Below are 10,867 nucleotides of genomic sequence, written 5' to 3' on the forward strand. Positions count from 1 at the left end.
CCCTTCCTCCTGCCTCCTGCTCCCGATCGCAAATCTATCCCGCAGAAGGATAGATTTGACCGCGCATTTCACCAAAGAATTCATGTTCCTTGGTGTGAAGATTACTGATTGTTGGTAGTTGCTTAATGTATTGTTCCGGATCGGTGATTTCAATATTCAGATCCCATCCCATATTCTCTCCTATACCTTCTCCTTAGCAGGTGGAACAATTCCACTCTTATTCAAACCTGCATTAATCTTTTTAATTAGCTGACAATCTTCCTCTGGCAAAGAATAACTAATACTACTCAATAAACCCGCAGTAGGTTGCTTTTCCAAAAATGAAAATGCTTGGCGAAACTGATAGGGTTGTGCAGTAAGTGGGGCATCAAAATGACAGGGAATAATCCGTTTGAAATCCCAACTAGCTACCTGATTCGCCCAGGCAAGAGTTTCCTTTGGAGCGCGGTTGAGAATCAGCGTTTGTAAAACAGGTGCTACAAGTAACCTACCATTACCTCGCAGTAAATCAAAGGATTCCTGCCAATTTGGTTGCCATTGGAAAGGAAATAATCCCAAATAGGCTTTACGGGAACGATCCGGTGCTTTAAGGGAATTTCTCAACACCTCACCCCATTTTATTTCTGCCAAAACGCTAGGGCGAAAGTACATAGCAAATAGGGAAACACGCTGCCATCCTTTACGGCGATTAGCGTGAGTATTTGTCAGGATATCAAAAGCATTATCTCTAGCATGGAATAGCAAAGGATATGAATCTAATTGGACAATTGCGGGGGGATATTCTGGGATAGAAACTATTGAATCTGTGACTAAGAGAGTTTGCGATCGCTTATGGAGAAATGCGACTTCTGTAAACCAACCCAACCCCAGATTTATTGGACTTAAGATTGCGTAGTCAAAGTCTTGACCAAAAGGTGCTTTACTGCTATCTTCTGGTAATATTTGAGTTCGTTTAGGAGGTAAACCTAGCCAACTTAGGGGTAGATTTAAAGGGAAACTCCACTGATTGGGTGCTAGAAATACCTCTGCTTGAGGAAAGAATCGAGCAAAAGGACCAACAAATACTTTATGTTCTAGTCCGGAGATAGTAGGTAGGATAATATATTTTACATCTCCATGTTGTGCCACTAATTCATTCACAAGCTGAATACATTCTCTTGTGGGCGCAACAGGTGCATAAACTAACAAACCCCCTCCTTCCAACTTAACCACAGTCATCCGAATGGGGACGATCACGTATAAAATGCCCTGAATCTGGTCAAAAGTCCAGACTGTATCCCTTACCACTTCTTGGCGGATAGTGCGTCGCTTGCTGTAGGGGTAAAGTGGTAAAGTGAACCAGAATCGCCAGGAAAAGTCCCTGGGATTAATTTCTTCTACAGTTACTGGACGTTCATCGTGATTCACTCCACAACCCCCTTGTAAATTCCCAATGGTAAAGCTATTTTTATTTTCTCTCTGAATTTGGAGTTTAGCAGATTAGTGTAACGCAGATCCCAGGAGGCAGGTTTTTTCTGGTTTTAATTTGGGTTTGGGGAGGTTACCGCGATCGCAATTCATCGGTAGGATTCGCTTCTAAATCATGAGTAGCAAGCTCAAATAAATAATTAACGGCACAAAATAATTCCTCTAATTTCGTAATGGTATAGCTGGCGATATTTTGGGTAAAAACCTGATTTTCTAAGCGACCAAATGATTACGGAATCTTTTTAAACTAAGTCCCAATCGCACTATTTTGACGGCAACTTGGGAAACTTAGGCAATTTCCTGTCACAATTGGTGCTGCTGAACATTCATAACGGATGGCACCGCACATACAACCGCCAGTAAAATGTGTTGTCATTTTAGCTTAAAGTTTCTCATAACGTAAGTTGCTAGAATACAGATGTTTGTCGGGGAGTGAGAGTGGGATTAATCTGGTAATCTCACAAACAAATTATATATAAAACCTGCCCATACCCAAATTGTTGCTCACCCAGTTGTCAATCGCTATGGTACTTGAAGTGATTTTCTCTACCAATAATTGGGCTAACTTTTCTCCAAATTAAGTAAAAGTCGAATTAGATTAGGCAATCCATTGCAGGAGGGATTTGAGTATTCATCTAAGCCAGCCCGTTGAATTTGTCCCGCCATTTTTTCTCCACGTTTAATTGCCTCACTGGTTAATGGTTTCAGAGGTTTTGGGTAAAAGCATTTTGATTTATCGTAGTTGGGTATATATTCTTTAAGAAGAGCAATAGCTTGATGACGGTTGATTTGTGAAAATTGATCTCGAAAGTGAATTAGATACCAAAGTTCAAAAGAGGGATTGGTAATGGCAAGCTGAATTTTTTGACTTTTAGCCCTATTAATCGCACCACACCAATGATCGAGACTCTTCTCTATATGTTCATCTCCATCAAACACAGCCCAAGCTGTATCTCCTTCAGTCCATCTCTGATTAAGTTTCATTTTCTGTCTTTCTTCAATTACTCGTTCAATGATACTGCGCGGGTCAGTTTTGCCTTGATGACGTAACACAATAATTTGCAAGGTTCGCAGACGCAAATCTTGACGAATACTCTCAAAATAATCTGGTTCTGTTTTACTACCTTCGCAAGCAATTAGTATTTTTTTAGCAGTATTTCTGCTAGGTGGATGACGCTTGAGATTTTTTGACACTATTTCTCACCCTTTAAAATCATTTCTTCATTAGATGGGAGAAATGGTACAGCACCAAATCTGCCATCTAAATAAGCTTTGTCAATTGCTAAGTCGTTACTCATACGGAAATCAGTTAGGGGATATAACTCAGTACTTTGGTCTAGACGCTTTTGGGTGAACCAAATTTGATCTCGTCGTAATAAGTTATTTCTTTGTAATGTATTGTCATGGCTGGTAAAAATAAGTTGTGCGCCGTTGGGATTTGTTTGGGGATTTTGAAACATGTTGATAATAGTGCTGACAATATTTGGGTGAATGTTAGTACCTAATTCATCTACAATTGTCAATCCACCTCCTTGAAGAGCAAATAACATTCGGTAAGCTAAACTAAGTAAGCGCTGAGTTCCGAGAGATTCTTCATTGAAAGACCAGAGAATTTTGTTACCGTCACTGGTATGATGGACAGCATATATTTCATAATCGTCTGGATATTCAATTTGCGTCCGAATATCAATTTCCGCCAGTCCTGTATCAAATTTTTTTATAATTTCCATTATCTGTTCTCTAATTTCAATTTGTATAGAATCGTCGTTGTTTAGTTCATTAGCAATAAACAATATATCGGTTTCTTCGATTCCTAGACTAATTCCTGGCAAACGAATTCTCAGCCAACTACATAGCTCTTTAACCACATCTATATTTAGTCTAGAGATTAAACTTATAAACAATTCATCTTTTCTGATATTTTGTTGTAATTTAGTATGAGATCCGGCAAAATCAGAACCATTTTTCCAGATAAAATTATTGACACTTTTATCCCAATTACGCTCAAATAAACGACGAATACGTTTAGTATCAGGCGAAGTATAATCTAGTTTCTCTGAAATTATATGACTTTGATTAAGAATCAGCGAGTAAGTGTAGATAGATTCATCTAGTGCAACTCGTAGTTCAAATCGTGTAGGTTCTTTAGCAGAAATGTTATCTAATTTAAAGGGAGTAACCTTGGCATAATTAGAAACTTTCTGTAACTTTCGAGTCTGATTATTACCATGAGCCATCAACATCAATAAGTAATCGAGTGCTTGAATAACATTACTTTTACCAGAAGCATTTGCACCAAAAATAGCCAATACTGGCAAAATATTAATATCCCAACCTTCAAGATGATGTCCCGGTGTAATTTCCGCATCTGACTTAATCCCCTGGCGTTTACTCCTTTGGCTAGTGCGACGAGAAGTTGATTTTTGAGCAACCGCACTGAGGGTAACGGCTTCTTTAATGGAGCGATAGTTTTTGACGGTGAAGTCTACAAGCATGGTTAAGATTTAGAGAGGCAGTTGTTTGCGATATATTCACCTAAATCTTAAACGATCTCTAAGAGATTAGAAAATAGAATTTATAAGTAGGAGTTACGCACACGTCGTCATAAACCCGGTTTCTTCGTCAAGATTGATCGTCTAAACCCACTATTTTATGTAGAAACCGGGTTTCTTTGCGTAAGTCCTAATAAGTTTACCACTTACCACGATCGCGGATAAGCTGTTGTGTGTCTAAGCAGGATATTGAAATTTTTGAAAAGGGTGTGGGGTGTGGAGGTATCCAAATTCAATGCCCCACAGCTTCAGCAGATAGGCATAATTAAACTTAAAAGTTCCCAGAAGTCGGGTTTTTTCAAGAAACCCGACTTCTCAAGAAGAGATTTATGTACGCCCACCTGGTTACTCTACCAGTATGATATATCTAACCGAACTGGATAAAAAACAATGATTCGCTTAAAACCATGGCAATGGCTCATCTTAGCCACCCCCATCGCAATTATCGTCACTTTCCTGATGATATCCGCAGGATTGCAAATTCACGCCTGGGGAATTAGTTGGATTTGGGGTATATTTACTCTTTTGTTAGTAGGTTGGCGTTGGTTATTAGTAAAATGGACAAAACCTGCCGTAGATCAGTTAGAAGCGGTATTAGCAGAAGTCAGTGCCAAACTAGAATATACCACCAGCGAAACCACAGTAGTCCTCACCACAAATGACACAAGTAAACAAGCAGAAACTGCACTACGAGATATCCTGATAACAGCACAAACAGATCCACCAATTTGGGAAGACTGGCAAACATTTTGGCAGCGATGTCAGGATTTAGTAATTGCGATCGCGCATATCTATCATCCTGAAGTCAAATATCCCCTACTCAACATTTACATCCCCCAAGCTTACGGATTAATTAGGGGCACAGTCGATGATGTGGATCAGTGGATGCAAAAGTTATCTCCTGTCCTCAATCAAGTTACAGTTGGGCAAGGATACCAAGCTTATGAAGTTTACCGCAAGTTAGAACCATCTGCTCGTAAACTCTGGCAAGCTTGGAATTGGGCACAGTGGCTTTTGAACCCTGTTGCCGCAGTAGCAAAAAAAGCCAGTCAGGGTTACACTAGCCAAGCTAATCAACAATTATTGGTAAATTTAAGCCAGATGTTGCGGGAAGTAGCTTTGCGAAACTTATGCCAGCAAGCTGTTAACCTTTACAGCGGTAATACATTACCCATAGAAACATTTGCAGTTACTACTCCCACCTTACCCAAGGCAAAAACTCAAACCTTACGAGATATTCTGGAAAAAGCCGAACCTCCTGAAGCCGTTGCCCAAAAACCTGTTAATATTTTATTGGTAGGGCGAACAGGTGCAGGAAAAAGTAGCTTAATTAATACAATATTTCAAACAGAATTAGCCACTGTAGATATATTGCCCAGTACCGATAAAATTCAGAATTACCAGTGGCAAACTGAAAGTGGAGAAACCTTAACACTTTGGGATACTCCGGGTTACGAACAAGTGAATCGTGGTGAACTACGAGAGGAAGTTTTGGACTATGCTAGTAAGGCAGATTTACTATTATTAGTTACCCCAGCATTAGATCCTGCTTTACAAATGGATGTGGATTTTCTGCAAGCTATAAAAGCAGCGGTTACAGATTTACCTGTAATTACTATAGTAACTCAAGTTGACCGTCTTCGTCCCATCCGTGAATGGCATCCGCCCTATGATTGGTTATCGGGACAACGTGCTAAAGAAATTGCCATTCGAGAGGCGACTGAGTATCGGGCTAAACTGTTAGGTGAGTTTTGTAATTTGGTTTTGCCTATCGTAACTTATGATATCAAGATGGCTCGCATTGATTGGGGTATAGATCTGCTATCTTTAGGATTAGTAGATGCGATCGCACCAGCTAAACAATTACGTCTGGCGCGTTTTTTGCGTAATTTGGAAGCCCGTACTGTAGCTGCTGCTAAAATTATCGATCGCTACACTTTACAGATGGCCACTACACAGGGATTAACGGCTTTACTGAAAAGTCCCATCCTCCAATTTATTTCCACATTAACTACAGGAAATCCTACTCTTGCTTATATTTTAGCAGAGAAGATTCCTGTGGAACAATTACCTGTGGTGATTGGGAAGCTTCAGATGGCTTATGATTTATTTTCTCTTTTAAATTCGGGGGATGCTAAGACACTGAATTTTGATTTGTTATCTTTGTGGCCTTTATTATTGGAAAATTCTGGTTCTCCAGATGGTAATGCTTGGGCTTTTGGTCATGGTTTGGTGGAATTTTGGACTCAGAATTTGAGTGTTGAACAATTAAGGGAGAGGTTTGAGTATTATTTGGGGCAGGTTTGATGGTGGGGAATTAGATTTTTTTTAACGCAAAGGGCGCAAAGGGATTCGCAAAGGTACGCAAAGAAGAGATCTCTACACTCAGGTATTAGTTCCTTTTGAAGTCTGCCAAGAAATCCTGGCAGGTGGTTATAGCGGATTTGCCGTCCCTGAATTTACAGCAGCAACTTGGCTGGAAAAACAACAAACTCCTCTCAATATTTCCCCCATTATCCTCAATTCCCTAGATAGAGGCGAAGCGGCTGTAATTCAGTTAGCTATGAATGAAAATATTCAAACTGTCTGTATTGATGAAGTCGCAGGTAGACGGATTGCCAGATTAAGCGGACTTTCGGTTACAGGTTCGATTGGGATTTTGCTTCTGCGATCGCCTAAAATAAAATTAATCCCGATCCCGTCTGTGTCCATAACTCTTGCCCAACCGCCGCTTTCCCCAATTCTGCGACAATAGCGATCGCGATCGCTATTGTCGCTACAATAGCAGGGACAGCCTGGATATTGAGGCAAATCGGTCTATGTCGATTGTTATTTCTCTGAGTCCGGAAATAGAAGCCAAACTTTATGCGAAAGCAGCACAACAAGGACAAAATATCAGCCTTGTCGCGGCTGAGTTGTTGGTACGGATATTGGATTGGGAGTTGCAAGATTCAGAAGAAGCTATTGCAGGAATTCAGCGGGGTTTGGATGATTTTGAGGTAGGGCGTTTTCGCTCGTTTCAAGACTTTGCCATGGAGCAACGTCACAAGTATAATCTGCCCCTTGATACATGAGTTATCCCCGTCTATTATAATAGTTCAAAAGCGCAATTTAAGCAGGCGCAAAATATGACAGCAAACCTACAAACCACTCAAAAAAGCCTGTACGAAACAGACTATGTGCTTTGGGTTAAAACAAACCTGGCACGCCTGAAAGCACAAGATTATAGTCGCGTGGATTGGGATAATTTGTATGAAGAAATCGGGTATCTGAGTTAATTGGCAATTGCCATTTCTATTTTATCTCGATCCAGTTGACGACCAATTAATACTAGGCGCGTTTGTCGCAATTCTGTAGTTTGCCATAGTCTGTCGTAGAAGGTATCAAAGCGATTTCCTACTCCTTGCAACACCATCCGCATTGGTTTATTGGGAACATTTACAAAGCCTTTAATGCGATAAATTTCTTGTTCTTGTACTAATATTTGTAGCTTATTAATTAGTGCTTTCGGTTCAAATTCTCTCTCGGATATAAATTGGACTGAGTTAATTTCATCATCGTGATCGTGTTCTTCTTCTGTATCGTGATGACTGGGGCGATTATCTAAGTTATCTTCGACTGCAGCATTGAAACCTAGCAAAACTTCAGGGCTAATTTCTCCATCCCGACATGGCACAATTTTTACACCTTTTGGTAATTGCTGAGTTAGCCATTTTTCCACTTTAGTCCGGGTTGCTTCTTCGACTAAATCTATTTTAGTTAGCAAGACTAAATCAGCACAAGCTAATTGATCTTCAAATAGTTCCTCAATTGGGGTTTCGTGTTCTAAATTAGGATCTGCTTGTCGTTGTGCTTCTAAGGCATTAATATCACCAACTAATGTACCAGCAGCTAAGGCTTGACAATCTACTACTGTCACTACGCCATCCACTGTTGCACCGTTGCGAATTTCTGGCCAACGGAAGGCTTGGACTAAGGGTTTTGGTAATGCTAATCCAGAGGTTTCAATTAGCATACAATCAATCTGTTCCCGCCGCTTCAATAATTCTTGCATGGTGGGAAAAAATTCTTCTTGAACCGTACAACAGAGACAACCATTTGTTAGTTCAATAATGTTGTTAGGGATTTCTTCTCCATCATCACAAACTTGACATGAACGCAATAATTCGCCATCAATTCCCACTTCGCCAAATTCATTGACTAAAACCGCAATTCGTCGTCCTTGATTGTTTTGCAATAGGTTGCGCACTAGGGTAGTTTTGCCAGCGCCGAGAAAGCCTGTAATGACGGTAACGGGGATTTTGTGCATGAAGAAACCTCAAAGATTTAATTAACAATACTTACGTTACGAATCGCCCAAAACAGTTGTTCGTAGTAGGCGATTCATCGCCTATATAAGCGATAAATCGCTTACTACGAGCGACAATTTGGTAATTCAGAAATATCCCGTGTTATAGTGATTTGGGGGAGAGGTGGAATCCTGGCTAAAATACCTTTTTTCAGTGGTTGTGGTCTTTCTGCCCAAGGCAATAAACCATCAGGTTTGGTATAATATAGGGTAGCACAATCCAAGATCGCGATCGCAGTTTCTGACAAGTTTTCCCCATCGATAGGTAAATCGCCAAATAAATAAGTATATTTGCCAAAAGCAGCAAAAGAAACAGCACAAGGACGACTGCAAGCACTCATACATTCTACTGCTTGAATCGGAAAATCAGTTTGGTAAAACCAGTTTTCCTGTAATTGTTTCAGAGAAGCTAAAAGTTTTTCGCCACCACTTTCACCCACTCGTTTTCCGTCTTGCCAAGTACTAGCACAGGTTGTACAAACAAATAAAGTATGTTGATTTGCCATTGAAATTGAAAAAATCAGCGATCGCCAATCCGCAGCAGTACAATCATAGTAACGTATCATGTCCCTGTTGAAACAAGCAAGAAAAATATGATTAAATCTTGGATGGTGATTGGGCTGATAACCCTAATTATAGTCTTCGCTGGCAATCGGCTGACATCCGACGATATCCGCTGGTTTAACCGCCTACGTCGCCCCAGATGGCTAACCTTTGAGGTGGCAATTCCGTTTATTTGGATTACTATTTTTATATGTGGCGCTTGGTCCGCTTATGTAGTGTGGGAAATTGCCCCAGGCTTGGCAAAAACTTGGCAATTAATGGGTTTATATCTATTGCTAGAAATAGTTACTATATCCTATACACCTGTCATGTGTAAACTCCAAAGTCTCAGAGTTGGTACTATTATTGGCGGTACAGGTTTGCTGATTAGTATTATTTTAGCATTACTAATCTTTCCTATCTCAACTTGGGCAGGTTTTTTGCTTTTACCCTATATAATTTGGAGTCCGATTGGCACTTACACTACTTGGGCGATGATTCGACTTAATCCAGAAGATGATTAACATTATACCAGCAATCGCTTTTTTGATATCACTTATTACTAACATTCAGCTAGCCTCTTCTCGCCAAGTAAAAATAATGTCTTCCTCAGCTTGGCGAAATTCAATATTAAACTTATCAAAAACCACCTCTCTGAATTGATAAAATCTGGACAGAAGCCACACTGCGAGGTACTAAATAAATCAAAAAAGGCTGATCTGAAACTTCAGCTAATCCTAAAACTTCTACCAATTTTTCCCCATGAGAAATTAACCCATTGGCATTATAAGCCACATATTGATTTTTATATAAATCTAGCAACATCCAGCGATGGCGATTCAACCACTTCAGCATTTCGCGCCCTTCTTGTGGAGAAAATGGTTTAGTCATACTGAAACTATTTCCATAAAGGTTTTCATCGGTTTAATCCTACTGCCCCAAATAAGCTTCCAAAACAGCCGAATTATTCTGAATTTCTTCTGGCTTCCCATCAGCCAAATTGCTACCTTCTGCCAAAACCCAAACGCGATCGCACAATGACATAATCACATCCATATTATGTTCGATAATCATAAATGTTACTCCCTCCTTCCGCCATTCTGTAATATGTTGACAGATTTGATTAATTAAAGTAGGATTCACCCCAGCAGCAGGTTCATCCAGTAAAATTAATTTAGGATCTGCCATCAAAGCTCTAGCAATTTCTAACAGCTTCCGTTGCCCACCAGATAAAGATCCTGCATAATTAGCTACCTTTTTATCTAATCCCACTGACTCTAAAATTTCCAGTGCTTTTCGTTTAAGCTGACGTTCTTCTTGAATCATTTTACGAGGTTGCAGCCAAACATGCCAAAAATTTTCACCAGTCTGTTTTTGGGCTGCTAATAGCATATTTTCCATGACAGAAAGTCGGGATAAAACTCGCGCCACTTGAAAAGTCCGTACCATTCCTTGTAAGGCAATTTGATGGGATGCTAAATTGTGGATTGGTTCCCCATCAAAAAGAACTTCACCAGTATCGGGTTGAATGAAATTTGATAATAGGTTAAATAGAGTAGTTTTTCCAGCCCCATTCGGACCGATTAAACCTGTAATACTACCAGATTCTACGGTAATGTTGGCATTATTTACTGCTTTAATGCCGCCAAAGCTTTTACACAATCCATTAGCTGCGAGTAAGGGAGGTAGTGGTTGGTTGTTTGTCATTTGTCTTCGATTAGTTGAAAAGTAGGCAATAGATTAAGCCTGAAACTGCTGGATTAACCAAGCAGTCGTGGCTGACTGATTTTCCTGACGACTACGCCCAATGGCTTGTTCTAAAATTGCTAATCTCAATCCGGGTAATACCTGGGATTCCTGAATGCGGCGAATACTACCATCAGTTGCAATCGCAAACGCTATAATTTGCCTAGCTTGGACATTGACAATCCAATATTCAGGAATTCCCAAATCTTCA

Annotated in this window: 13 protein-coding genes and 1 pseudogene; 5 read left to right on the forward strand and 9 right to left on the reverse strand. The window is 40.0% G+C overall.

The genetic code is table 11. The features are described 5' to 3' along the window. Positions 1–180 precede the first annotated feature (180 nt). The 4 genes from NJ959_RS18580 to NJ959_RS18590 all read right to left on the reverse strand — a co-directional run bounded on the left by NJ959_RS18580 (position 181) and on the right by NJ959_RS18590 (position 3,962). Positions 181–1,407 carry a DUF4336 domain-containing protein gene (locus NJ959_RS18580; RefSeq protein WP_254013229.1) on the reverse strand — a complete coding sequence of 409 codons (1,227 nt, stop codon included), beginning with the start codon at positions 1,405–1,407 and terminating at the stop codon, positions 181–183. Between the two features lie 307 nt (positions 1,408–1,714). Then, positions 1,715–1,843, reverse strand: a complete 129-nt coding sequence (locus NJ959_RS30235) for a GFA family protein (RefSeq protein ID WP_256529417.1) — start codon at positions 1,841–1,843, stop codon at positions 1,715–1,717. A 185-nt stretch (positions 1,844–2,028) separates the two neighbouring features. Continuing rightward, positions 2,029–2,661, reverse strand: a complete 633-nt coding sequence (locus NJ959_RS18585) for an RloB family protein (RefSeq protein ID WP_254013230.1) — start codon at positions 2,659–2,661, stop codon at positions 2,029–2,031. Continuing rightward, positions 2,661–3,962, reverse strand: a complete 1,302-nt coding sequence (locus NJ959_RS18590) for an AAA family ATPase (RefSeq protein ID WP_254013231.1) — start codon at positions 3,960–3,962, stop codon at positions 2,661–2,663. The genes NJ959_RS18585 and NJ959_RS18590 overlap by 1 nt, the downstream gene beginning before the upstream one ends. Before the next feature lie 447 nt (positions 3,963–4,409). Between NJ959_RS18590 and NJ959_RS18595 the strand changes: the two genes are divergently transcribed. The 4 genes from NJ959_RS18595 (at position 4,410) to NJ959_RS18610 (ending at position 7,297) form a co-directional block, all read left to right on the forward strand. Continuing rightward, the gene (locus NJ959_RS18595) at positions 4,410–6,326 is read left to right on the forward strand and encodes a GTPase family protein (RefSeq protein WP_254013232.1); all 1,917 of its coding nucleotides are present in this window, start codon (positions 4,410–4,412) and stop codon (positions 6,324–6,326) included. 115 nt (positions 6,327–6,441) lie between these two features. Beyond that, entirely contained in the window at positions 6,442–6,774 is a 333-nt protein-coding gene (locus NJ959_RS31045) for a PIN domain-containing protein (RefSeq protein ID WP_507237491.1), read from the forward strand. Between the two features lie 64 nt (positions 6,775–6,838). Beyond that, on the forward strand, positions 6,839–7,093 hold the full coding sequence (locus NJ959_RS18605) for a hypothetical protein (protein WP_254013234.1): 255 nt from the start codon (positions 6,839–6,841) through the stop codon (positions 7,091–7,093). Between the two features lie 54 nt (positions 7,094–7,147). Further along, on the forward strand, positions 7,148–7,297 hold the full coding sequence (locus NJ959_RS18610) for a DUF29 family protein (RefSeq protein ID WP_254013235.1): 150 nt from the start codon (positions 7,148–7,150) through the stop codon (positions 7,295–7,297). Here the strand turns inward: NJ959_RS18610 and cobW are convergent. Continuing rightward, on the reverse strand, positions 7,294–8,328 hold the full coding sequence (cobW, locus tag NJ959_RS18615) for a cobalamin biosynthesis protein CobW (protein ID WP_254013236.1): 1,035 nt from the start codon (positions 8,326–8,328) through the stop codon (positions 7,294–7,296). The two genes, NJ959_RS18610 and cobW, sit on opposite strands and share 4 nt — an antisense overlap. Before the next feature lie 104 nt (positions 8,329–8,432). Beyond that, positions 8,433–8,873, reverse strand: a complete 441-nt coding sequence (locus NJ959_RS18620; RefSeq protein ID WP_254013241.1) for a DUF1636 family protein — start codon at positions 8,871–8,873, stop codon at positions 8,433–8,435. An 87-nt stretch (positions 8,874–8,960) separates the two neighbouring features. On the opposite strand from NJ959_RS18620, the gene NJ959_RS18625 reads away from it, so the two are divergent. After that, positions 8,961–9,434 (forward strand): TspO/MBR family protein, encoded by a 474-nt coding sequence (locus NJ959_RS18625; RefSeq protein ID WP_254013237.1) that lies wholly within the window; start codon positions 8,961–8,963, stop codon positions 9,432–9,434. 115 nt (positions 9,435–9,549) lie between these two features. Here NJ959_RS18625 and NJ959_RS18630 read toward each other — a convergent pair whose 3' ends face one another. The 3 genes and pseudogenes from NJ959_RS18630 to NJ959_RS18640 form a co-directional block, all read right to left on the reverse strand. Further along, positions 9,550–9,801, reverse strand: coding sequence for a DUF5678 domain-containing protein (locus NJ959_RS18630; protein ID WP_254013238.1), 252 nt, complete (start codon positions 9,799–9,801; stop codon positions 9,550–9,552). A gap of 39 nt (positions 9,802–9,840) precedes the next feature. Next, positions 9,841–10,617 carry an ABC transporter ATP-binding protein gene (locus NJ959_RS18635; protein ID WP_254013239.1) on the reverse strand — a complete coding sequence of 259 codons (777 nt, stop codon included), beginning with the start codon at positions 10,615–10,617 and terminating at the stop codon, positions 9,841–9,843. A 33-nt stretch (positions 10,618–10,650) separates the two neighbouring features. After that, a pseudogene (locus NJ959_RS18640) lies at positions 10,651–10,867 on the reverse strand (Uma2 family endonuclease); the annotation flags it as partial.

This window comes from Limnofasciculus baicalensis BBK-W-15 (assembly GCF_024178385.1).
Taxonomy (GTDB): Bacteria; Cyanobacteriota; Cyanobacteriia; order Cyanobacteriales; family Coleofasciculaceae; genus Limnofasciculus; species Limnofasciculus baicalensis.

What these genes read in the sequence shown, in the direction of transcription:
- NJ959_RS30235 (WP_256529417.1), bottom strand. Translation starts at nt 1,843, where the DNA reads ATGACAACACATTTTACTGGCGGTTGTATGTGCGGTGCCATCCGTTAT.
- NJ959_RS18590 (WP_254013231.1), bottom strand. Translation starts at nt 3,962, where the DNA reads ATGCTTGTAGACTTCACCGTCAAAAACTATCGCTCCATTAAAGAAGCC.
- NJ959_RS18595 (WP_254013232.1), top strand. Translation starts at nt 4,410, where the DNA reads ATGATTCGCTTAAAACCATGGCAATGGCTCATCTTAGCCACCCCCATC.
- NJ959_RS18605 (WP_254013234.1), top strand. Translation starts at nt 6,839, where the DNA reads ATGTCGATTGTTATTTCTCTGAGTCCGGAAATAGAAGCCAAACTTTAT.
- NJ959_RS18610 (WP_254013235.1), top strand. Translation starts at nt 7,148, where the DNA reads ATGACAGCAAACCTACAAACCACTCAAAAAAGCCTGTACGAAACAGAC.
- cobW (WP_254013236.1), bottom strand. Translation starts at nt 8,328, where the DNA reads ATGCACAAAATCCCCGTTACCGTCATTACAGGCTTTCTCGGCGCTGGC.
- NJ959_RS18620 (WP_254013241.1), bottom strand. Translation starts at nt 8,873, where the DNA reads ATGGCAAATCAACATACTTTATTTGTTTGTACAACCTGTGCTAGTACT.
- NJ959_RS18625 (WP_254013237.1), top strand. Translation starts at nt 8,961, where the DNA reads ATGATTAAATCTTGGATGGTGATTGGGCTGATAACCCTAATTATAGTC.
- NJ959_RS18630 (WP_254013238.1), bottom strand. Translation starts at nt 9,801, where the DNA reads ATGACTAAACCATTTTCTCCACAAGAAGGGCGCGAAATGCTGAAGTGG.
- NJ959_RS18635 (WP_254013239.1), bottom strand. Translation starts at nt 10,617, where the DNA reads ATGACAAACAACCAACCACTACCTCCCTTACTCGCAGCTAATGGATTG.